The sequence below is a fragment of the Halomonas cibimaris genome, from assembly GCF_055379665.1.
The window spans coordinates 692,850-715,985 of sequence record NZ_AP043828.1; the positions used below are offsets into that span (position 1 = coordinate 692,850).

18 protein-coding genes are annotated in these 23,136 nt (G+C 64.4%); 3 read left to right on the plus strand and 15 right to left on the minus strand.

Features of this window, described 5'->3' with window-relative positions; translation table 11 throughout:
• Window positions 1-13: 13 nt before the first annotated feature.
• On the minus strand, window positions 14-598 hold the full coding sequence (gene ssb, locus ACZ415_RS03170) for a single-stranded DNA-binding protein (protein WP_344703748.1): 585 nt from the start codon (window positions 596-598) through the stop codon (window positions 14-16).
• 30 nt (window positions 599-628) lie between these two features.
• Window positions 629-2,035 carry an MFS transporter gene (locus ACZ415_RS03175; RefSeq protein ID WP_344703750.1) on the minus strand — a complete coding sequence of 469 codons (1,407 nt, stop codon included), beginning with the start codon at window positions 2,033-2,035 and terminating at the stop codon, window positions 629-631.
• A 190-nt stretch (window positions 2,036-2,225) separates the two neighbouring features.
• Here ACZ415_RS03175 and uvrA point away from each other — a divergent pair, with 190 nt between their 5' ends.
• Complete coding sequence (gene uvrA, locus ACZ415_RS03180; RefSeq protein WP_344703752.1) at window positions 2,226-5,075, plus strand: excinuclease ABC subunit UvrA; 2,850 nt, start codon at window positions 2,226-2,228, stop codon at window positions 5,073-5,075.
• Between the two features lie 96 nt (window positions 5,076-5,171).
• Here the strand turns inward: uvrA and ACZ415_RS03185 are convergent, their stop codons facing one another.
• Window positions 5,172-6,278: an alkene reductase gene (locus tag ACZ415_RS03185; RefSeq protein ID WP_344703754.1), complete on the minus strand. Its 1,107-nt coding sequence runs from the start codon at window positions 6,276-6,278 to the stop codon at window positions 5,172-5,174.
• Window positions 6,279-6,317: 39 nt separating this feature from the next.
• Window positions 6,318-7,316: an NADP-dependent oxidoreductase gene (locus tag ACZ415_RS03190; RefSeq protein ID WP_344703756.1), complete on the minus strand. Its 999-nt coding sequence runs from the start codon at window positions 7,314-7,316 to the stop codon at window positions 6,318-6,320.
• A 173-nt stretch (window positions 7,317-7,489) separates the two neighbouring features.
• On the opposite strand from ACZ415_RS03190, the gene ACZ415_RS03195 reads away from it, so the two are divergent.
• Window positions 7,490-8,488: a LysR family transcriptional regulator gene (locus tag ACZ415_RS03195; protein WP_344703758.1), complete on the plus strand. Its 999-nt coding sequence runs from the start codon at window positions 7,490-7,492 to the stop codon at window positions 8,486-8,488.
• Here ACZ415_RS03195 and ACZ415_RS03200 read toward each other — a convergent pair.
• From ACZ415_RS03200 to ACZ415_RS03210, 3 genes are all read right to left on the minus strand, one after another.
• Window positions 8,458-9,369: a DUF481 domain-containing protein gene (locus ACZ415_RS03200; RefSeq protein WP_344703760.1), complete on the minus strand. Its 912-nt coding sequence runs from the start codon at window positions 9,367-9,369 to the stop codon at window positions 8,458-8,460. The genes ACZ415_RS03195 and ACZ415_RS03200 overlap by 31 nt on opposite strands.
• Before the next feature lie 16 nt (window positions 9,370-9,385).
• Window positions 9,386-10,168, minus strand: coding sequence for a ribonucleoside-diphosphate reductase (locus tag ACZ415_RS03205; protein WP_344703762.1), 783 nt, complete (start codon window positions 10,166-10,168; stop codon window positions 9,386-9,388).
• Window positions 10,169-10,242: 74 nt separating this feature from the next.
• A complete protein-coding gene (locus tag ACZ415_RS03210; protein WP_344703764.1) occupies window positions 10,243-13,476 on the minus strand; it encodes an LAGLIDADG family homing endonuclease in 3,234 nt (1,077 codons plus the stop codon).
• A 300-nt stretch (window positions 13,477-13,776) separates the two neighbouring features.
• Between ACZ415_RS03210 and ACZ415_RS03215 the strand changes: the two genes are divergently transcribed.
• Window positions 13,777-14,319 (plus strand): hypothetical protein, encoded by a 543-nt coding sequence (locus ACZ415_RS03215; protein ID WP_344703766.1) that lies wholly within the window; start codon window positions 13,777-13,779, stop codon window positions 14,317-14,319.
• Here ACZ415_RS03215 and ACZ415_RS03220 read toward each other — a convergent pair.
• From ACZ415_RS03220 to flhB, 8 genes are read right to left on the minus strand one after another with little or no spacing between them, the layout of a single operon-like run.
• Window positions 14,287-14,973, minus strand: a complete 687-nt coding sequence (locus ACZ415_RS03220; protein ID WP_344703768.1) for an OmpA/MotB family protein — start codon at window positions 14,971-14,973, stop codon at window positions 14,287-14,289. The two genes, ACZ415_RS03215 and ACZ415_RS03220, sit on opposite strands and share 33 nt — an antisense overlap.
• 4 nt (window positions 14,974-14,977) lie before the next feature.
• The gene (locus ACZ415_RS03225) at window positions 14,978-15,775 is read right to left on the minus strand and encodes a motility protein A (protein ID WP_344703770.1); all 798 of its coding nucleotides are present in this window, start codon (window positions 15,773-15,775) and stop codon (window positions 14,978-14,980) included.
• An 18-nt stretch (window positions 15,776-15,793) separates the two neighbouring features.
• A complete protein-coding gene (locus tag ACZ415_RS03230) occupies window positions 15,794-16,510 on the minus strand; it encodes an RNA polymerase sigma factor FliA (protein ID WP_344703772.1) in 717 nt (238 codons plus the stop codon).
• Window positions 16,511-16,567: 57 nt separating this feature from the next.
• A complete protein-coding gene (locus tag ACZ415_RS03235; protein ID WP_344703774.1) occupies window positions 16,568-16,981 on the minus strand; it encodes a flagellar protein FlhE in 414 nt (137 codons plus the stop codon).
• 60 nt (window positions 16,982-17,041) lie between these two features.
• Complete coding sequence (locus tag ACZ415_RS03240) at window positions 17,042-17,587, minus strand: hypothetical protein (RefSeq protein ID WP_344703776.1); 546 nt, start codon at window positions 17,585-17,587, stop codon at window positions 17,042-17,044.
• The gene (flhF, locus tag ACZ415_RS03245) at window positions 17,584-19,830 is read right to left on the minus strand and encodes a flagellar biosynthesis protein FlhF (RefSeq protein ID WP_344703778.1); all 2,247 of its coding nucleotides are present in this window, start codon (window positions 19,828-19,830) and stop codon (window positions 17,584-17,586) included. The genes ACZ415_RS03240 and flhF overlap by 4 nt, the downstream gene beginning before the upstream one ends.
• A 52-nt stretch (window positions 19,831-19,882) precedes the next feature.
• Complete coding sequence (gene flhA, locus ACZ415_RS03250; RefSeq protein WP_344703780.1) at window positions 19,883-21,967, minus strand: flagellar biosynthesis protein FlhA; 2,085 nt, start codon at window positions 21,965-21,967, stop codon at window positions 19,883-19,885.
• Entirely contained in the window at window positions 21,964-23,121 is a 1,158-nt protein-coding gene (flhB, locus tag ACZ415_RS03255; RefSeq protein WP_344703782.1) for a flagellar biosynthesis protein FlhB, read from the minus strand. Before flhB ends, flhA begins: the two co-directional genes overlap by 4 nt.
• Window positions 23,122-23,136: the final 15 nt, after the last annotated feature.

Consider the following 23,136-nt stretch of genomic DNA (forward strand, 5'->3'; position numbering starts at 1 on the left):
CAGTTGCCATGATCTAGAACGGAATTTCGTCGTCGAAATCGTCGAAGCTATCCGGGCTGGGTGCGCCGTAGCTGCCGCCGCCCTGCTGCCCGGGCTGGCCCTGCTGTGGCGGCTGCTGAGGGGCAGGCTGCTGAGACGGCTGGCCGGGATAGCCCTGCGGCTGCTGCGCCGGCTGCTGGCGAGGCTGCTGGGACGGCTGGCCGCCCGGATAGCCGCCCTGCTGCGCATAGCCGCCCTGGTAGTCGCCGCCGCCACCGCCGCCGCGGGAGTCCAGCATCTGCATGTCGTTACACACTACCTCGGTGGAGTAGCGGTCCTGGCCATTTTGATCCTGCCACTTGCGGGTTTGCAGCCGCCCTTCAATGTAGACCTTGGAGCCCTTGCGCAGGTACTGCTGGGCAATTTCCGCCGTTTTATTGAACAGCACAATACGATGCCACTCGGTACGCTCCTGGCGCTGGCCGCTGGCACGGTCCATCCACGTATCCGTGGTCGCCACGTTGAGATTGGCCACCGCCGTGCCCGAAGGCGCAAAACGCACCTCGGGATCCTGGCCGAGATTGCCGATAAGAATGACTTTATTGATACCGCGAGCCATCAAATACTCCTTGATGCGTCCGTAAAGGTGTCAGCCGGCATCGCCGGCATCAGGGGAATGCGTAGCCGCCGCCGGCAGCAGCCGGGAAAGCGCCGCCTGGTCGAGCGTTTGGCGGTTCACCTTGAGGTAGGCCACCTGCTCTTCGGGCACAAGCATAACGTCTTCCACGCCGGCAACCCGGGCCAGGCGCTCCAGCAGCGCCTTTTGGGTAGCGGCCGAGGCGCCGTCCAGTGCCACCACCTCGCTTGCCAGCGGCGGGGGCTTGGGCAGTGACCACATGATACCCCACCAGGCCAGCGCCAGCGCCGCGCAGCCTAAAAATACGGCGTTGAGCCCAAAGGCACTGGACAGCCAGCCGCCCAGGGTTCCGCCCAGAAACGCGCCCAGAAACTGGCTGGTGGAATACACACCCATGGCCGTACCCTTGGCGCCGGCCGGTGCGAGCTTGCTGAGCATGGACGGCAGCGTCGCCTCAAGCAAATTGAAGCCGGTGAAAAACGCAAGCAGCAGCACAAAAAGCCCCGCGCCGTGAGACAGCGGCAGGCCCAACCCGGCCAGGCTCAGCGCAACCGTGGCAATGGCCAGCAGGCAAACCGGCTTTGTCAGCTGCTTTTTTTCCGCCACGATCACCAGCGGAATCATCAGCACAAAGGCCCCGCCCATAATCAAAAGGTAGGCAAGGCCGTGCCACGATTTGTCGATACCCGCCTCCACCAGCCGCAGCGGCACCGCCACAAAGCTCGCCATCAGCGTCAGGTGCAAAGCGAAAATCGACAGATCAATGCGCCACAGATCGGGCCGGGTCAGCACGCGGCCCAGCTGGCCGCGGTCCATCCCCACGTCCCTGTGCTTGACCCGGCGCGGCGCGGCCGGCACCCAGCGCCAAAGCACCGCCAGCCCCACCGCGGTCATCGCCGTGGTAAACCAGAACACGCCGGCAAGCCCGGTCACGGCGGCAAGCCAGGGCCCCAGCGCCATGGCCACGGCAAAGGCCACGCCGATGGACAGCCCGATGGTGGCCATCGCGGCGGTGCGTACCTGCTCGCGGGTCTGATCGGCCAGAAGCGCCATGATCGCCGCTGCCACCGCGCCGCTGCCCTGCAGCGCGCGCCCGGCAATAATGCCGGTGATGGAGTCGGCCAGCGCCGCCACCATGCTACCCAGCGCAAACAGCACAAGCCCCGCAGCGATTATACGCTTGCGCCCGAAACGATCGGATAAAAGCCCGAAGGGAATCTGCAGGCAGGCCTGGGTCAGCCCGTAGACGCCCAGCGCCACGCCCACCAAAAGCGGTGTAGCACCGGCCAGCTCGTCGGCATACAGCGCCAGCACCGGCAGCACCATGAAAAGCCCCAGCATACGCGAGGCATAAAGCCCGGCAAGGCCGCTGATAGCGCGGCGCTCAGCAGGCAGCAGCAGTGCAGAAACCTTGGCCATAGAGTCTCAACGTTAGGAAAACGCGCCTGAGGCACACGCCCGGGCAGCGCTGAAAAGAGCGGGGAGGCGTTTTATTCTAGCGCGCTTGACGGCCAGTGAAAACGCCGGCGGCGCCACATCGCTGCGCGCTTTGCCCAGACGCCGCGGCAAACCGTATACTGGCGCCTTTGCCGCGCGTAATGAGGTCGTAATGGAAAGCATTCAGGTCAGGGGCGCCCGCACCCATAACCTCAAGGAAATCGACGTGACCCTGCCCCGGGACAAGCTCATCGTGGTCACCGGGCTTTCCGGCTCGGGCAAGTCGTCGCTGGCCTTTGACACCCTCTACGCCGAGGGCCAGCGGCGCTACGTGGAGTCGCTTTCCACCTACGCGCGCCAGTTTCTGTCGATGATGGAAAAGCCCGATATCGACCATATCGAAGGGCTCTCGCCGGCGATTTCCATCGAGCAGAAATCCACCTCGCACAACCCACGCTCAACCGTGGGCACCATTACCGAGATCTACGACTACCTGCGCCTGCTGTTCGCCCGCGCCGGCACGCCGCGCTGCCCCGAGCACGGTGCCGACCTCGAGGCCCAGACCGTCTCCCAGATGGTCGACCAGGTGATGAACCTGGAAACCGGCACCAAGCTGATGCTGCTGGCTCCGGTGATCAAGGGCCGCAAGGGCGAGCACCTGCAGCTTTTGGCCGAGCTGCGCGCCCAAGGCTTTGTGCGGGTACTCATCGACGGCCAGGTGCTGGAGCTTGACGACATCGCCCCGCTGGACAAGCGCAAAAAGCACGACATCAGCGTGGTGGTCGACCGCTTCAAGGTGCGCGACGATATCGCCCAGCGGCTGGCGGAATCGTTCGAGACCGCGCTGACCCTGGCCGACGGCACGGCGATGATCCATTACATGGACGGCGACGCCGAAGACCTGGCGTTTTCCTCGCGTTTTGCCTGCCCCGAGTGCGGCTACTCGCTGGCCGAGCTTGAGCCGCGGATGTTTTCGTTCAACAACCCCGCCGGCGCCTGCAGCGGCTGCGACGGGCTCGGGGTGCAGCAGTACTTCGACCCTGCCAAACTGATCAGCCACCCGGAGCTGTCGCTGGCTGAGGGTGTGATCAAGGGCTGGGACCGGCGCAACGTCTACTATTTTACCCAGCTGAAATCCCTTGCCGACCACTACGGCTTTGCCCTGGAAACGCCCTGGCAGGAACTGAGCGACAGGCACCGCAACATCGTGCTCAACGGCACCGGGCGCGAGCCGGTGCCCTTTGCCTACGCCAACGACCGCGGGCGCAAAGTGACCCGGGAGCATCCGTTTGAAGGCGTATTGCCCAACCTCAAGCGTCGCTTTCACGAAACCGAATCCACCATGCTGCGCGAGGAGCTTTCGCGCTACGTCACCTCAAGCGCCTGCACCCGCTGCCACGGCACCCGGCTGCGCCGGGAAGCGCGCCACGTCTTCGTCGACGACTACACCATTGCCGACGTGGTGCGCATGCCCATCGGCCAGTCCCAGGCATACTTCTCGACCCTTGAACTCTCCGGCCGGCGCGGCGAGATTGCCGCCAAGATCGTCACCGAGATTCACTCTAGGCTGGAGTTTCTGGTCAACGTGGGGCTCGACTACTTAAACCTTGAGCGCAGCGCCGACACGCTCTCCGGCGGCGAGGCCCAGCGCATCCGGCTGGCCAGCCAGATCGGCGCGGGGCTTGTGGGGGTGATGTATATCCTCGACGAGCCCTCCATCGGGCTGCACCAGCGCGACAACGACCGCCTGCTCAAGACTCTTGAGCGGCTGCGGGACCTGGGCAACACCGTGATCGTGGTGGAGCACGACGAAGACGCCATTCGCCAAGCCGACCACGTGCTGGATATCGGCCCCGGCGCCGGCGTTCACGGCGGTGAGATCGTCGCCCAGGGCACGCCGGAAGAGGTCATGCACACCCAGGGCTCGCTCACCGGCGAGTACCTGCGCGGCGAGCGCGAAATTGCCGTGCCGCCCCACCGCATTCCCGGCAATCCGGAAAAGCAGCTGGTGCTTGAGGGTGCTACCGGCAACAACCTGCAAAACGTGACGCTGACGCTTCCGCTGGGCTGTTTTGTCTGTGTGACCGGCGTGTCGGGCTCGGGCAAGTCGACGCTGATCAACGGCACGCTGATGCCCATCGCCGCCCGGGATTTAAACCGCGCCACCACGCTGACGCCGGCGCCGTACAAGTCACTCGACGGACTCGATCAGCTGGACAAGGTCATCGACATCGACCAGAGCCCCATCGGGCGCACGCCGCGCTCCAACCCGGCCACCTACACCGGCATTTTCACCCCCATCCGCGAGCTGTTTGCCGGCACACAGGAAGCGCGCTCGCGCGGCTACAAGCCCGGGCGCTTCTCGTTCAACGTCAAGGGCGGGCGCTGCGAGGCCTGCCAGGGCGAGGGCATGATCAAGGTGGAAATGCACTTTCTGCCCGACATCTACGTGCCCTGCGACGTGTGCAAGGGCAAGCGCTACAACCGCGAAACCCTGGACATCCACTACAAGGGCAAGACCATCGACGAAGTGCTGCAGATGACCGTGGAGGAGGCGCTGGCGTTTTTCAGCCCGGTGCCGGCCATCGCCCGGCGGCTGCAGACGCTTCTGGACGTGGGGCTGTCCTACATCAAGCTGGGGCAAAGCGCGACCACGCTGTCCGGCGGCGAGGCCCAGCGGGTCAAGCTCGCCCGGGAACTGGCCAAGCGCGACACCGGCCAGACTCTGTACATCCTCGACGAGCCCACCACCGGGCTGCACTTCGAGGATATCCGCCAGCTTTTGGTGGTGCTCCACCGCCTGCGCGACCACGGCAACACGGTGCTGGTGATCGAGCACAACCTGGACGTGATCAAGACCGCCGACTGGCTGGTCGATCTGGGCCCCGAAGGCGGCTCCGGCGGCGGGCACATCATCGCCGAAGGCACGCCCGAGCACGTTGCCACCGTCGAAGCCTCCCACACCGGGCGCTTTCTCGCGCCGATGCTTGAGCGGGCGAAAAAATCGACGGCAAAAAAATAGCGCCCCGCAGGGCGCTATTGCCAAAGGCGCCGGCATAGCGGGCGCCAGCTCGAAACCACTGGCCGATAAGGCCAGTGGTCAAGGGCCGCTAGTCGGTCATGAAAGGTCGGTCATGAAAGGATAGTCGGTGTAGCCTTCGGCGCTGCCGCCGTAAAAGGTGTCGGGATCGGGCTCGTTGAGCGCGGCCCCCTGACGGAAGCGCTCGACCAGGTCGGGGTTGGCGATGTACGACCGGCCAATGGCCACCGCATCAGCGATGCCCGCGTCGATAATGCGCTCAGAGCGCTCGGCATCGTAAAAGCCGCAGAAGATCAGGCTGCCGGTGAAGCGCTCGCGCAGGCCGCGACGGAAATCGTCGGTCAGGGTAATGTCGCCACCCGCCCAGTTGGGCTCGTTGATGTGCAGATAGGCAATGCCGCGCTCGCTCAGCTGGCCGGCGAGATAAAACGCCATGGCCTCGGGCTCGTCGTCGGTCAGGCCGAAGATTTCGATAAACGGCGACAGGCGCACGCCCACGCGGTCAGCGCCGAATACCTCCATCACCGCGTCCACGACTTCCAGCGGAAAACGCGCGCGGTTTTCAAGCGAGCCGCCGTAGCGGTCGGTGCGCTGGTTGCTGCCGGTGGCGAGAAACTGGTTGAGCAGATAGGCGTTGGCGGCGTGCACCTCAATCATGTCAAAGCCGGCGCGCTTGGCACGCACCGCCGCTTGACGGTAGTCGTCCACGACCTCGGCGATTTCTTCCGTTTCAAGGGCCCGAGGCGTGCTGGTGGGATGGCGCCCGGCGCTGCCGTCGTCAAACTCCACAAAGCACTGGGCACCTTCCCCTTTCAGCGCGCTGGGCGCGACCGGCGGCTGGCCGTCGGGCTGCACCATCTCGTGGGAAACGCGCCCTACGTGCCACAGCTGCAGCGCCATGCGTCCGCCCTTGGCGTGCACCGCATCCACAACGCCTTTCCAGCCGGCTTCCTGCTCGTCGGTCCAGATGCCCGGGGTATACACATAGCCCCGCGCGGTGGGGGAAATATTGGTGGCCTCGCTGATAATGAGCCCCGCGCCGGCGCGCTGGCCGTAGTAGGTCTGCTGCAGCGCGCCGGGGACGCTATCCGGCGTGCGCGCCCGGGTCAGCGGCGCCATGAGGATACGGTTGGGCAGCGTCAAGCTGCCAAGGTTAACCGGTTGAAGTAGCGTTTCGTGTGCCATGGAGCATCCTTATACACAATGAGCAAGGGAAAAGAGACGTTACAGCTTGACCAGCATTTTGCCCTGATTGCTGCCGGAAAACAGGCCGAGAAAGGCGTCAGGCAGGCTTTCAAGCCCTTCGTGGACGGTTTCCTGATAGTCGATCTCGCCGCTGGCCACTCGGGGGCCGAACTCGTTGATAAAGTCGGTGTGGTGTTCCCAGTGGTCGAAGACGATAAAGCCCTGCATCCGCGCCCGGCGGATCAGGATCATCGCCAGGTTGCCGGGCCCGGCGGCGGGCGCGTCGTCGTTGTAGCGGGCGATCATGCCGCACACGGCGATGCGAGCCCCCACGCGCAGGTTGTTGAGCGCGGCTTCCAAGCAGTCGCCGCCGACGTTTTCATAGTAGACGTCAAAGCCTTCAGGGCAGGCGTCTTTTAGCGCCGCACTCAGCTCGGCGGCACTTTTACCCCGGTAGCTCACCGCCGTCACGCCCTGAGACTCAAGCCACTCAAGCTTTTTGGGATCGCCGGCAATGCCCACCACGGTGCCGCCGTTGGCCTTGGCCAGCTGTACGGCCAGCGAGCCCACCGCGCCGCCGGCCGCGCTCACCAGCACGTTGTCGCCCTTTTGCATGTTGGCGATCACGTTAAGCCCCACCCAGGCGGTGGTGCCGGGCATGCCCAGCACGCCCAGATAGGCCTGCTCGGGCACATCAAACTCGGGCAGCGGCTCGGCCTGATCCGCCGGCAGCTGGGCCACATCGCGCCAGCCGGCCATGTGGCGCACCTTGTCGCCCTGCTTGAAGCGCCCATCGCGGGATTCAATCACCTCGCCCACGGCGGCGCCTTCCAGCGGCTCGCCCAGGGTGAACGGCTCGATGTAGGTGGTCACGCCGTCCATGCGGCCGCGCATGTAGGGGTCCACCGACAGCCAGGCGTTGCGCACGCGAATTTCGCCGTCTTCAAGCGGGGCAAGCTCGCGGGTTTCCAGCGCAAACAGGTCTTTGGACGGCAGGCCCTGGGGATGCTCGTGAATGGTGTAGTAGCGGCTTTGCATAGCGAGCTCCTGTCGAGTTATGTGGCCAAGCGCCGCCGAGAGGCGGCGCGAATGCTCACACTGTATGCCTTTCGTCCCGTATCACGCCAATGCAAGATGCTTAAAAGCATTATGCATAATGCTGATATCATACGCCTTGAAGCTGTTTTCCATGACCCCAAGGGAGGTTTGCCATGCAACTCTCGGAGCTGGCCCGCCATGACCTGAACGCGCTGGTGACGCTGCACGCCCTGCTCGATTCGCGCAGCGTCACCCGCGCGGCCCAGCGGCTGAACCTTAGCCAGCCGGCGGTATCGCGCACGCTGTCACGGCTGCGTCAGGCCTTCGACGACCCGCTTTTTGTACGCACGCACCGCGGCCTGCGCCCCACTGCCAGAGCTCAGGCCCTGGGGCCGCCGCTGGCCAGGCTGCTGGAGGAACTCGGCGCTTTGCTGGCACCGCCGGCGTTTGATCCGGCAAGCACTACCCGGCGTTTCCACATCGCCACGACCGACTACGGCATGCACGCCTTTCTTTCCCCCCAGTGGCAGCGGCTGAAACGCCAGGCGCCGCACCTGCGTCTGGAAATACAAAACGGCAGCGAAGACATCGAGCAGCAGCTCGCCGAAAGCGGCCCGGAGCTTGCCCTGTGCGTACCCGGCGAACGGGTGCCGGCCAGCGTCCACGGCCGGGAGGTGGGCCGCGATGCGTTTGTCTGTGTGATGCGCCGGGATCATCCGCTGGCTCAGGACAGCCGGCAGGAGCTGACGCTGGAGGCGTTTTTGCGCGCCGACCATCAGCTGATCAGCATGGGTGGGGATGACCGCGGGGCGGTCGATTTAGCGCTGGCGCGGCAAGGCCAAAAACGCCGGGTCAGCCTGCGTCAGCCACACTTTCTGGCGGCGTTTTCCACCACCGTGGGCAGCGATCTTTTGCTGTGCGTGCCGGGATGCCTGGCGGCAAGCGTGGCCGACCACTGGCCGCTGGCCGTGCGAAGGCTGCCCCTTGCGGTGCCTTCCTTTGCCTACTGGCTGGTATGGCACGAGCGCCACCAGGCCGATGCCGGCCATCGCTGGCTGCGCCACACCCTGTTTGACGGCCTGGCGGCACGCCATCGCGCACTCAGCCAGCGCCCGCTCATTGATCCGGACGGCTCATTGCGCTACCAGTTCAGCCCCAGCCCCAGGTTGTAGGTAGTATCGTTGAGGTCTTCCACGCTGTTTTTCACCCAGTCGGTTTCTACCGACAGCTGCAGCGAGGCCCAGTCGGTCAGCGGATAGCGCAGGCCGGTTTTACTCGCCAGCAAAAAGCTGGTGCTGCTGGACAACGCCTGACCCGCGCGGCCGTTGGCGTACACCTCAAAAAGCTGATTCCACAGATAGCGGTTGAACTGCCACTGCAACACCCCGGAGTGGAACGTCTCATTGTGCCGGCGGGCATATTCATAGCGGTTGCGGGTTAAAAGGGCCGAGAGCGAAAACGCGCCGCGCTCGTTGTCCCACAGCTGATAGCCCGGCCCCAGGCCAAGCGAGAAGCGCCGCTCAAGGGCCTCGTTCCAGTCGCGGTAGGTGCTCACCCGCCCCTGCCAGAAACGCTGCGAGGTAAAAAACCGTTCCGGAGCGTAGGACAGACGCCAGTCGTTCTTGCGCCGCTTGCCGTCGCGGTATTCACGGTGATAGCCGGCGCGCCAGGTATGGCGCCACCGGCCGGCTTCGATACGCTGGCGCACATCCAGCTCAAGCTCTTGAGTGTCGGCGGCACTGTGCTCATATTCAAAGGCCACATCAATACCGCCGGTAGCCGTGAACGGACGATCAATCGACGACGTTGCAGCGCGGGCAGGCGCCGGCTTGGGCTCGGGCTCGGGCTCGGGCGGCGCCTCCAGCGCCACGCGTTCGACGCGGCCCGCAGCGACTGCGATTTCACCGGCGTAGTCGGTCTTGATACGCACGTGCGATGCGGTTTTTTCCACCACTTCTCCGGTGACACGGTCACCGTTTTTCAGCCACAGGGTATCGGCGCGCAGCGGCAGCGCCGCCATGACCATACTCGCCACCCCCCACGCTTTGATCACACGGGTGGCAACCTCATCAGCCACACTTGGACCAGCCGCAGCCGGCATAGCAGGTCGGGCAGCCGTCCATCATGATCAGCTCACCGCGACATTCCGGGCAGTGGCCGACCACCGCCGGGCCGGCCGCCGGCGCCGCAGCATCGCCGCCAATCGGCTCAACCGTGCCGGTTTCGGGCGCGCTGGCGTCTTCTTCCTCGGGCTGAAAGGCGGGGCCGTGCGCCATGCGCTGAGCGTAGCGCTCGACCAGCGCTTCCACCGGCACCTGATTGCCGTCCTGGTCGAGAAAGCCCCGGCGATACAGGATTTGCTGGATCGACCAGGCAATGGCCGAGACTTCCGAGTCGTGAAACACCGGCTTGCCGTAGCGGTTCCAGCCGCAGCGCACCAGCCCCTTGTCCCAGGCGACCTTGCGCAGATCCGCCACCGCCTGGGTCACATAGCCACCCCGGGCGGCCAGCGACAGGCTGCGCATGGTGGCGGTGATCCACTGGTGTTCGCTGGAAAGCTGCCCGGAAGGAAAGAAAAATTCCACCGGGCGCTCAATGACCACGCGCTTACCGCCGACCACGCCTTCCACCGGCATGAACGACACCAGCAGGTAGACTTTTTTGCGCCCTTCGGCGCCGACGTAGGAGATCTTCTCCGACACCGCTTCCAGCGTCCCTTCGGGGCGCGAGGCAATGCGCAGGGTCAGCGGGTTTTCCTCCGGCAGGGTCGCTTCGCGTTCAGGCTCGGCGGCGGCGGGTTCATCCTGCTTGATGCGGTAGCCTACGATTTTTGAGGTAATTTCAACGGCCATGATGGTCTCCACTTAACAGAAGGTCTAAAGGACGGACACGGAATAACGCCCGGGCGGCCCCGGGCGCGAGGCGCTTACCACTTGCCGTACGTGCCTTCTTTCAACGCATCAAACAGGTTGGCGGCGTTATGTTCCTCGCCATCGTAAATCACCGTGTCATTGCCGTTAAGCTCGACGGTTTCGCCGTTTTCCAGCTCGAATTCGTAGGTGGTGCTCTTGAGATCATCCTCGCGCACCAGCACGCCCTGAAACGCCTCGGGGTTGAAGCGAAACGTCGTGCAGCCCTTCAGCCGGCTTTCGTAGGCCTGCAGGTACAGGTCTTCAAACTGCTCGAAGGGGAACTCCGTGGGTACGTTCACCGTCTTGGAAATCGCCGAGTCGATCCACTGCTGGGCGGCGGCCTGTACCGCTACGTGCTGCTCGGGAGTGACGCTGTCGGCGGTGATGAAATAGCCCGGCAGATCACTTTCCACGGCGTCGGCGGCGATAAAGTGGCGGTATGCCGCAAGCTCGAACGACACCACCTCGACCTGCTCTTTGGTTTTCTTGCCGGTCTGGATGACGTTGCGGTAGTAGCGATGCGAGAACGACGGCTCAATACCGTTGGAGGCATTGTTGCCCATGGACAGCGAGATCGTTCCCGTCGGTGCAATCGAGCTGTGGTGGGTAAAGCGCGCGCCGTGCTCGGCAAGCGCTGTCACCAGCTCAGGGTCGCGCTCGGCGATCTTTTCCATATAGGCGCTGTAGCGGGCGTGCAGAATGCGCCCGGGCACCTTGTCGCCCACTTCGTAGCCGTCTTTGGCAAGCTGAGGGCGCTGGCGCAGCATCCGCGGGGTCAGCGTGTGCTCTTCTTCCAGCACCGGCGCCATGCCCTTTTCTTTTGCAAGCGCAAGCGCCTGTTTCCAGCCCTCGATGGCCAGATGCCGGCTCACCTCTTCGGTGAACTTAAGCGACTCCTTCGAGCCGTAGGGAATCTTGAGCATGGTCATGGTGGAGCCCAGCCCCAGAAAGCCCATGCCGTGGCGGCGCTTGGCTTCGATCTCGCGCTGCTGCTCGGGCAGCGGCAGCCCGGCGATTTCCACCACGTTATCCAGCATGCGGGTAAAGATCGCTACCACCTCGCGGTAGCGCTTCCAGTCAAAGCGCGGCTTGTCGCTGAACGGATCAATCACAAAGCGCGTCAGATTCACCGAACCCAGCAGGCATGCGCCTTCTGGCGGTAATGGCTGTTCACCGCAATTACCTGTCACCAACCCATTGAATATAAGGTTGTTTTTATCATTTTGGGTCGTATCAAAGACCGCTTCTTTACCGATATATTCAATCGAATCAATGCTTGCCGCATAAGACGTGTCGACAGCGCTTGAGCGCATGCTTTGCCACTCTTGGTACTTGCCGTTTTTACTCTCGGTCAGAAAGCCGATTTCCTGCATAAAGCGATCACGGGAGCTTGAGCCAATCAGCAGCTCGTAGTCGGCCTTGCACTGGTATTCACGCTGACCGCCGCGTCCGTCCGGGAGCATCCGCTGGCCGGCGTTACGCCGCTTGAGAATCCGGCAGAAGATACCGAAGTTGCTCAGCAGCATCTGTACCTCTTTAAGCAGCTGGGGCTCACCGGAGGCCAGACGAATGGTGCAGTAGGCGTTCTTGTCATCGCGCTGTACCGTGCCGTCGGCCTGAAATAGCCCGCGCAGGTATCCTTTAACGCACGCTTCGCTGCCCCGCCAAACCACTTCCGGCACCTTGAGCTTGGTGCTCCTGGTAAAACCGTAGTGCTCCAGCAGCCGCGCCAGAATCACCGAGCGGATAAACAGGTGCTGACGCTCGGCAACGGCAACCGGTGCTACCTGATATTGCCGGCCGTTTTGGGCGGAGTGGGCGATCAGTTCATTAATGTATTCCGCCGTGACGTCAGCCAGCGGCCGGTCTTCGCCCCAAAAGTTGACGCATACGGCTTCCTTGCCATTGCCGCGGTTGGTGAAGTGGCCGTCGCCAGCAATCAGCCCCAGCAAAGTGCCCAGCTTCTCGTTGCCCTCGGGGCCAAACTGGCCCTTGCCTGACTGCACCCAGATTTGATCGCCGACCTTGACGTCCTTCAGCGGAATCTTGCCCCGCTGGGTATAAAAGTCGTGCCAAGCCGTGGCTTTAATTTCATAGCCTTCACGAGTCGTCACTCGATATACATCGGCTTGTTGTGCCGTCATAAAAGCCGATACGGCGGGGCGTGTCTCCACGCCTTCGCTGCCGTTTTCCAGCGCCCTGCGATCTACGCTGACCTGCAGCTCGGCCCCACGCTGATACAGCTCGCCAATGGGCACTTGCCCAAACTGAGTATGCAGCCGCGTATCCGCCGTAACGCACGGATTGGTCGCGCGGATATCTTCGCAGAACCAGTTGTTGTTCAGGCGGTTGACCTGGTCGATGAGGATAAAGCCCGGCTCGGCGTAGTCGTAGGTGGAGGCCATGATGGTGTCCCACAGCTCCCGGGCCTTGATCACCTCGACGATGCGGCAGGCCACGCGGCCCTCACTATCCACGGTGTAGCCGTCTTCGATCACCGGCCAGTCACGGTAAATGATCTCATCTTCACTGACGTCGTCTTTCTCACCCGGGTGCAGCGGGAACGCCAGCGGCCAGTCGGCCTTTTGCTTGACCGCTTCCATGAACTCATCGGTAATCAAAAGCGAGAGGTTGAACTGGCGCAGCCGGCCGGCTTCGCGCTTGGCCTGGATGAACTCGCGCACGTCCGGATGGCCCACATCGAAGGTGCCCATCTGCGCGCCGCGCCGGCCGCCGGCGGAGGCCACGGTGAAGCACATCTTGTCGTAGATATCCATGAACGCCAGCGGGCCGTTGGTACCGGCACCGGCGCCGAACACAAAGGCCCCCTTGTGGCGCAGGGTAGAGAAGTCGTAGCCGATGCCGGCGCCGGATTTCAGCGTCATGCCCGCGTCCACCACGGAATCGAGGATATCGCGCATGGAGTCGCGGATGGTGCGCGACACGGTGCAGTTGATCAGGCTTACCGCAGGCTTGTAGGCTTCTGCGCCGGCATTGGATAAAATCCGCCCGGCGGGCACCGCACCGTTTTCCAGCGCCCAGCGAAACTTGGGCAGCCACTGCTTGGCCTTGTCACCTTCCACCTCGGCCAGCGCCCGGGCCACCCGCTCAAAGGTGGCGTTAACGTCGCCGTCCACCGGCTCGCCGTGGCGGTCCTTGAGGCGATATTTGGCATCCCAGATTTCCCGCGAGGGGGCCTGCAGCGGCACATCGTTGGACGACTTAACGGCCTTGGCAGCAGTACTCATGACGCAAAACTCCTTCCCCTCGGGGGAATAAAAAGACGACTAAACGGCGGCATTATACGTAGTGGCGTGCGGAAGTACAGAAGCGCAGCTTCATCAATATAGAGCAAAAAATTGCAGAAATGTTACTACATATAGTTATCAAGGCAATTTTACGCGGCAAAACAATCGCCTGGCTGTTACTCCGACACGCCTCGCTATAGGCTTGGGCAGCTGGCCGCCGGCACCCAGGTTTCGTTTCCACCATCACAGGCAGACACTTCGATGACACAGCACCGGCAGTACGCCCTACGCACAAAGCGGATGATGATTTTCGCCGCGCTGATTGCCGGCATGCTCACTGGCGGCAATGCCCAAGCAGCGGCGTTCGACGTAAGCGATGTGGCTACCCACGGCGACTGGCAGACGGCCACGCTTTCCCGCGAGACGACGGATACTCAGGAGCGGCACTTTCGCGCCGTGGAAACCGCCAGCTACAGCGACGCCAGTTTGAGCGTGAACGCCACAGCCGGCGTCTGCGATATGCCCTGGCTGGAGATGCGGGTAGCGCTCAAAGGAGAAAAGCAGACCGCCGCACTTGTGCCGGCGCGGGTGCGAGTAGACGATAAAACCCTGCACACCCCGGTTGCCGAGTTTTTTACCCAGCCGGAAAACGACGGTTTCTACGCGCACTTCTATCTGCATCACCCCGGTGAGCTGTTTGACGAAATGCGCGAAGGCGAGCAGCTATTTTTAGGCTTTGAGCAAAAGGGAAAGGCGCCCTGGTACATGATTTTCCAGCTCGACGGCGCCGGCGCCGCCATGAACCAGGCGCTAGCGCGCTGCCGTCGCGCGTCCGGCGTCTGAGACCCGGCGCAGCACCAGCTCTACGCGGCGGTTGGCCGCCCGCCCCTTCGGCGTGGCGTTGCTTTCCAGCGGCCGGGTCGCGGCGTAGCCCACCGCGCGCATGTGCTCAGCGTCAAGCCCCTGGCCCTGCAGATAGCGCAGCACCGCAATGGCCCGGGCAGCGGAAAGCTCCCAGTTGGAGGGATAGCGCGACGTGGCAATGGGCACGTTATCGGTGTGACCTTCAATGGATATCTGGCCGTCAAAGCTGGCCAGCACATCCACCAGGCTTGCCACCACGCCACGCCCCTGATCGGTCAGCCGCGCCCGGCCGCTGGCAAACAGCAGGCTGTCGTCGATGCGCAGCGTCACGCTTGCCTGGCCCTGGCTTACGTCAACGCCGGGGATGCTCAGCCCGGAAAACGCCGGCTCAAGGCCGCTGTGTCGGGGCTTGATGCCGGTGGCCAGCGCCGTCAGCGAAAACGCCGGTACGCCGGCAGATGCCTGCTCGCGGCGCTGGCTGTTCTCGCCGCCGGGCGGCGCCAGCGCCAGCAGCAGCACAAACAGCGTAACCAGCAGCGTCAGCACATCCAGATAGCTGGTCAGCCAGCTTTCATCGTCGCCGCTGTCCGTGGGCGGCGGCTCAAGCGTGCGGCGCGTATCCCGGTCGAGCATGGCGCTATTCCTTTTTCCGTGCTTTCACTCCGGGATCGCGAATTTCGTCGTGATAGTTGGCCACAAAGGAGTTCAGCGTTTCTTCGATAAACGACGGCAGGCGGCGCTTGGTGATCAGCGAAATGCCCTCCAGCACCATGTTCATGGTGATCAAGCGCTCTTCGGTGCGCCGCTCAAGCTTGACGGCAATGGGCTTGAAAATCAGGTTGGCCAGCAAAATGCCGTAGAAGGTGGTCAGCAGTGCCACCGCCATACGCGGGCCGATAACGTCCAGGTCCCCGGCGTCCATCACCTCCAGCATGTTCACCAGCCCCACCAGCGTGCCGATCATGCCAAACGCCGGGGCATAGGTGGCCATGGTGCGAAAAATCTGCGCCTCGGCGTGCTCCCGGGCTTTCAGCCGGGCAATGCGCCAACGCAGCATGTCGAAAATCTCGTCTTCCTTGGTATTGGCAATCACCAGCTGAATGCCCGAGCGCAGAAAGGGGTTGCGGGTATACTGCAGCTGCTCTTCCACCGCGCGCACATCCCCCTTGAACCACAGCCGCGACATGTCCACCAGTTCTTTGATGTCGTCGCGCACATAGGTGTTTTCCCGCCGGAACACCACGCCCACCAGGCGCACCACGCGCACCACCTCACGCAGCGGGTAGCTGATGAAGGTGGCCGCCAGGGTGCCGGTCACGACAATGGCAAGCCCCGGCAGGTTGACAAAGCTCCCGGGGGATTCTGCGGTAAAAAACAAAACGCTCACCAGCAGTACGATGCTGGCAAACATGCCGATCAGCGTTGACGGGTTCATCGACGGCTCCTTGCCGGATTAAATATCTGTGGATCGGGCCGATTCGTGCAGCTTGGCCCGCAGCCGGCTGACCGCCTGGCTGTGGAGCTGAGAGACCCGAGACTCGGTAACGCCGAGCACCGCCCCCACCTCCTTGAGGTTGAGCTCTTCTTGATAGTAAAGCGCCATCAGCAGTTTTTCGCGCTCGGGCAGTGCGTCGATGGCGGCGGTGAGCCGGGCACGCTGCTGCCGGTCCAGCAAGGCGTTGAACGGCAGGCCGGCATCCGCGCTGGCGGCGGGCTCGCCGCTGTCAGCCACCACCTCTTCGTAGGGCAGCAGATAGCCGTTGTTGGTGTCGTGAAGCAGCTTTTGATAGTCGGCCAGCGCCATGTCGAGTTCGCCGGCGATCTCGGTTTCCTCGGGTGCGCGCCCCAGCCGCTGCTCCAGCCGGCGCACGGCTTCATCTACCGAGCGCGACGCCCGGCGCACGCTGCGCGGCAGCCAGTCCCGGGTGCGCAGCTCATCCATCATCGCCCCGCGGATGCGCTGGCTGGCAAAGGTGGCGAAGCTGGCACCCTGGCTGGCATCAAAGCGGCTCAGCGCTTCCAGCAGGCCGACCGTACCGGCCTGGATCAAATCGTCAAGCTCGATGCTGGCCGGCAGCCTGACCTGAAGGCTGAGCGCCTGGCGCCTGACCAGCGGCATGTACGCGCCCAGCTGGTCCTGCTGTTGGTATCTGCCTTGTGCTGTATACATCGTCTCGTCTCACGGCCCCTGGTCATCGTTATCCCGGCATGTTACTGCCGCGCCGGGTCAGCGGAAGCTGACGATTAGCTGCATGCCCTCGATTTGAAACGGCGGCTGTCCGGGCGGCAAACGAAAGCGGAAATATAGCGGTGCCCCGGCGCGGTAGCCGGCAAACGCCCGGGTGGCCCCGCGCCGGCCTGCAAGCGCTACGCAGCCCCGGGGATGGCACAGCCAGGCATCAACGCTTTTACCGGGCGGCGTGGCAAAGCGCCACTGCACGCGTTCAATGGCGCGGCCGTCCGCGTGGGCCGCAGCCGGCGGCGCAACGCGGCGGGTGGCCGTCGAGCGGTCGCTCATGGCCACCGTCGTCGCCGGCACTGCCGCCACCCAGCTGCCGGTAGCGGCTATAGCCGCCGCCGGCAGCCCAACGCTTAACACAAACAGCGCGACCAGCATGGCCGTGCCTTGTCTTCTTTGCATTGCGCTCTCCTGACGGCTTCTTTCCGGCGGCGCTGGCGACAAAATAACGCCTTTTTGCGCTTATTGAGCCAAAATCAGCAGCTTCACGCCGACATAGCAACGCGCTGCATCGTGCAAGTTATCCAGCAAACCGGCGCGTGGCAAGTGCGGCTCGTGCAGTGCCAGCAGGCGCCGGGGGCCGCCGTTTTGGGCCAGCTGGCGCAAGGTGCGATAGGTGTCGGTGAAGGCATCCGCGTTGCTCTCGACCCACAGGGCCCAGCGCGCATGCTCTCGCGTCAGGCGGGGTAGCGCCGGGTCATCGGGCATTACCAGGCGCACGTCCCAGTCGTCCGGGGCGCCTGCCCAGCGCCGCCCCAGCGCGGCCCACTGGCCTAGCCGCGCCTTGACGCGCTCGACGTAGCGCGGCCCGCGCCCGGGAAGCCCCACAACCATCAATACGGTGCGCCGGCGCGCAGGCCGGGCGTTAACCACCGGCGCTTCGGCGGCCGGCGCGGCCGGGGTCGCCGGTAGCGGCGCTTCCTGAGCGCTGTCGTCGGCCTGATGACGGCGCTGCAGGCTGGCCCATTGGCGCAGCCCGGCGGCCTGATCACGGGGGGAAGCGCTCACGCCACGCCCTCCCGGCTGACGCTGCTTAGCTGGCGAATGGCATCCCGGGCCATGAGCGCATGAAGCAGGGCATCAAGCAGAGCCGTATCGCGCCGGCGCGGGCGAGCCCCCGAAAGCGCCAGCAGGTCGTGGCGCAGCGCCGCGGCTTCGTCGTCGTCGGCTGCGTCCAGATGGTGGGCCGCCGCCGCCGCGCCGCTGGCCATGAGCAGGCGCACCTCGGTCGTGACCTCGCCGCCGTCGTCGTCTTTGAGCTGGCGAAAGGCGCGCCGGGTCAGCGGCCCAACCCCTTCCCCCTGCAGCTGGGTCAGCAAAAGCGAAAGCGCCTCGGACCCCAGCCGGCGCGGCGTCAGCCAGTAGCGACGCACCACGATTTTTGCGCTTTCCGGATCGCACACTTCTCCGTACCACCCGAGCATCGCTGTGCCCCTGTCGTCGGTAACTTCGGCGTAGACGTTTTTCAGCTGCATGGGGCGCGCGCGAAAGCGCACGTCGACCTGATGGGTCGGCGTGCTGTCGGCAAACAGCTGGCGCAGCGTCAAACGTTGCCCGCCGTCGTAGACTCGCTGAGCCCCGCTCACCTGGCTGACCCAGGTCAGGCGGGCGTCTTCCAGCCAGTCTCGCGTGGCCCCGTCAGGCAATGCGGGCAGCAGGTGCACCGCAACGCCTGCCTGCTCGGTCAGCTCGGCGAGCCGCGCCTGCCAGCCGGCAGGCCGGCGATTTTGCAGCCAGGGCAGCGCCAGCGCCGCGCCGTCGGGGTCAAGCCCCATATCCGGCAGCGCCCAGTCGCAGCCGCGCTCGTTGCGCCGCGGCGACCAGCGCATGCCCAGCACCGTGTCGGCGGGCGGATAGTGCGCCAGCAGCCGATCGAGCCGCGTGCTCTGCACCGCGCGCGGCAGCGCCGCCAAATCCCAGCACTGTTCCAGGGCGTCAAAACCGCCCACCCGGGCACGCAGCCGCGTGAGCACCGAGGCCAGCCGCCGGCCCTGGCCCAGCACGTCCCGCGACCAGCGGGGCAGGCGCAGCGGCGCAGGCGGCGCCTTGTCGCCGTCAGCGCCGTGGGCAGCGGCGCTCTCCAGCGCCTGGGATATCAGCGCCGAAGCATTGGCCGGCGCCATGTCTTCCGGCACGCGCTGGCCGTGGGAGCCAAACAGCACGCGCAGGCCGTGGCGCATGGTAATATCCAGCACCGGCCCCAGCCGGCCGGCCTCGTCTTGTTTGGTAATAACGCAGTCGTCCAGCGCTGCGCCGGCCGCACGGGCGGCCTGGCGATAGCGCAACACCACCTCTTCCAGAGTTTCAGGCTGGCTGGCGGCGTTGAGCAGCAGCGCCATGCGCACGTCTGCGTGACCGCCCTGCAGCTGGGCAATCTGCTCGATCACGCGCTGGTCGCGCTGGCTCATGCCCACGGTGTCGATGATGACCCAGCGCTTGCCTTCCAGCTGCACAAGCAGCTCATCGATGGACTGCTCGGCGTCCAGCGCGTGCATGGGAATATCCAGCAGGCCGGCATAGATGCGCAGCTGCTCGTGGGCGCCGATACGAAAGCTGTCGGTGGTCACCAGCGCCACCGGCTCGGTGCCGTGGCGCATGACAAAGCGGGCGGCGAGCTTGGCGGTGGTGGTGGTCTTGCCCACCCCGGTGGGGCCCACCAGCGCCACGATACCGGGGCGATCAAAAAAAGCCTGCTCTTCTTCCAGCACGGCCAGCCGCGCCGTGAGCTGCTCACGCAGCCAGGCCAGGGGCGCATCGCTGTCGTCGGGCTCGGCGGCCGTTTCCGGCGGCAGTGCGGCCAAAAGCTCGGCGGCCATCTCGTCGCTGATGCCGATATCGCTGAGCAGCCGCTGCAGGCGCGCCGGCCAGCTCGGCGCCGCCGGCGAGGCCGTGGCGGCCGTGCTGCCGGCCAGCAGCGTGCGCATCTCCTGCATTTCCTGAAGCAGCCGCGCGCTCATCGTAGTCATCGCATCGGCCGTGGCACCCGGCGCGTCTGCGCTGTGCTCTGCGGGCAAGGCCTGCCGAGCCTCGCGGTGCAGCCGGGCGTAGTCAGCGCCGGGCGGTTCAGACGCGGCCGGCGCGGTGTCCGTGTCGGGTGCCGCGCCGGCCACCGCCGAGTCGGCCATGGCAAGAATTTCCACACCGCCCTCGGTGCGGCGGTTGGCAACGATCAGCGCATCGTCACCGAGCGCCGCGCGCACCTGGCGCATGACCTCGCGGCTTGTGGCACCCACGAAACGTTTTACGCTCATGTTTCATCCTTTGCCTGGGTAACGTGTTGCAGTATACGCACGACCGCCGCGGCTACTGCCCGCCCACTATAGTAACCACGCGCAGGGTGCGGTCATCAGGAATTTCCGCCTGGGACATCACCACCAGCTGGCGCAGCCGGCGGCGCAAGAAGCGCGCAAGCACCGCGCGCAGCGAGTGCTGCACGACCAGCACCGGCGGCTCGCCGGCGTTTTCGTGGCGGCCCAGGGCCTGCTCGGCCTGATTCATCAGGGTATCCGCAAGCCCCGGCTCCATGGCGCCGTTGCCGCTCATGGCCTGCAGCAGGATCTGCTCCAGCTGGCCGTCCAGCCCCATGACGTTGAGCGTCTCCTGGCCGGCAAACCACTGCTGGGTAATCGCCCGGCCCAGCGCCACGCGCACAAGCGAGGTCAGCTCGCCGACGTCCTGCTGCTGGGGCGCGTATTCGGCCAGGGTATCCAGCACGGTGCGCATATCGCGGATGGAGACGTCTTCATCCAGCAGGTTTTGCAAGATGCGCTGCAGCACGGTGAGCGAAATGGCCTTGGGCACGACTTCCTCGACCAGCGCCTTTTGCTCTTCGCCAAGCTTGTCGAGCAGCTTTTGCACTTCCTGACGGCCGAGCATTTCCGGCGAATGGCGATGCAGCAGGTGGTTGAGGTGAGTGGCAATCACGGTGCTGGCGTCCACCACGGTATAGCCGTATACCTGGGCGTGTTCGCGCTGGCCGCTGTCAATCCATACCGCCGGCAGGCCGAACGCCGGGTCCTGGGTGGCCGTGCCCTGCAGCTCGCCGGACACCTGGCCCGGATCAATCGCCAGCCATTTGCCCGGCTGGGCCTCGGCGCGGCCGATTTCCGCCCCCTTGAGCGTTAGCACATAGGCGTTGGGGTCAAGCTCCAGATTATCGCGGATGTGGACCACCGGCGGCAAAAACCCAACGTCCTGGGCGAACTTCTTGCGCACGCTTTTAATACGCCCCAAAAGCTCGCCCTGCTGGCGAGCGTCCACCAGCGGAATCAGCCGGTGGCCCACTTCAAGCCCCAGGGTGTCTACCAGCTGCACGTCATCCCAGCTGGCTTCCGGGGCTTCCTGCGCCGCCGGCGGCGGCTCGGCTGCCATGTCCTGTTCGACCAGCTGCTGGTCCCGGCGGCGGATCAAAAACCACGCCAGCCCCGCCAGCAGCAGGGTGAAGATGATAAACACCAGGTTGGGCATGCCGGGAATCACGCCCAGCAGGCCCATGACAACGGCGGCCAGAATCATCACCTGCGGGTTGACGAACAGCTGGCTCATCATCTGCTGGCCGACGTCCTGATCGGTGTTGACCCGAGAAACCGTAACGCCGGCGGCGGTAGAGATCACCAACGCCGGAATCTGCGCGACCAGGCCGTCGCCGATGGTCAGCAGGGTATAGGTCTGGCCGGCATCGGCAAAGCTCATGCCGTGCTGGAGCATGCCGATCAAAAGCCCGCCGATGACGTTGACCACCATGATCACCAGCCCGGCCATGGCGTCGCCGCGGACGAACTTGCTGGCGCCGTCCATGGAGCCGTAGAAGTCGGCTTCCTGAGCGACTTCTTCACGGCGCTTTTTGGCATCTTCTTCGCCGATCAGCCCGGCGTTCAAGTCGGCGTCGATGGCCATCTGCTTGCCGGGCATGGCGTCGAGCATAAAGCGCGCGCCGACTTCGGCAATACGTCCCGCACCTTTGGTAATGACCATGAAGTTGATCACCACCAGAATCAAAAACACCACCAGGCCCACGGCAAAGTTGCCGCCGACCAGAAACGTACCGAAGGCTTCGATGACCTTCCCCGCCGCATCGCCCCCCTCATGGCCTTTCATCAGCACCACGCGGGTAGAGGCGACGTTAAGCGACAGCCGCAACAGCGTGGTAAACAGCAAAACGGCGGGAAAGGCGGCAAAATCCAGCGGCTTTTCCGCAAACATGCTGACCAGCAGAACCAGAACCGCCAGCGCGATATTGAAGGTAAACAGCAGATCCAGGATGAAAGGCGGCAGGGGCAGAATCATCATGCCCAGAATCATCAGGATCAAAAGCGGCCCGGCGAGCAGCTTCATGCGCACATCGCCCATCCAGCCACGCTGGTTAAACAGCTGGGTCATGCTTTTCATGAGGCTGCCTCACCGCCGGCCTGGCGGCTGTCCATTTCCGGGGGTACCGGAAGATTGCTCGGGGTCGGGGGCACCTCGCCTCCTTGGTCTGACGCGTGCTTCAGGCGATACGCCCAGGCCATGACTTCGGCCACGGCGGTGTACAGCTGGGCAGGAATTTCCGCGTCCAGATCCACGTGATGGTACAGCGCCCGGGCCAGCGGTGCGGCCTCCAGGCGGGGAATACGGGCGTCTTCACCCACCTCGCGTATCTTGGCGGCCACGGCATCGGCGCCTTTGGCCACCAGCCGGGGAGCGCCCATCTGCCCTTCCTGGTATTTCAGCGCGACGGCGTAGTGGGTCGGGTTGGTGATGACCACATCGGCCTCGGGCACCTGACTCATCATGCGTCCGCGGGCCATGGCCTGCTGCTGCTGGCGAATGCGGCCCTTGACCTGGGGGTCGCCTTCGGATTCCTTGTGCTCGCGCTTGACCTCGTCTTTGCTCATACGCAGCTTTTTGGCGTGGCTGTAGAGCTGGAACGGCACGTCGATAAGAATCACCACGATCAGCGACAGCACCATCAGCCCCGCCGCCTGAGCGGCCATCATGAGCGCGGTGGCCAGGCCCTGGCGCACCGGCAGGTCCATCAAGGAAAGAAACTTGCCGATATTGAAGTACAAAAACGCCGCCACTACGCTGCCCACCAATACCGACTTGGCCAGCGCCTTGGCCAGCTCGATCAGCGCCTGCAGGGCAAACATGCGCTTGATCCCCGAAAGCGGGTTGAGCTTGGAGATTTTCGGCTGCATGGACTTGGCCGATATCAGCCAGCCGCCCAAAAGCGCCGGTGCCACCAGTGCGATGACGGTCAGCAGCAAAAACAGCGGCAGCATGGAAAACAGCATCTGCTTGCCGGCATTCAGCGCGACCACCAGCATGGGGGTGGTTTCCAGCGCCTGGCGGCGGTCAAACACAAACGCCTGCTCCATGATCGCGCCCAGCTGGTCGTAGAGCGCAGGCCCCATGCCGGCAAGGCCGATAACGCCGCCGAGCAGCATCAAAAACGTGGTCAGCTCCCGGGAGCGGGGTACCTGACCTTCTTCGCGCGCCTTTTCTTCTCGTCGGGGCGTGGCCTCTTCGGTTTTTTCCTCGTCGCTGTCGCTATCTGCCATGGCTGCCTGCTGGTG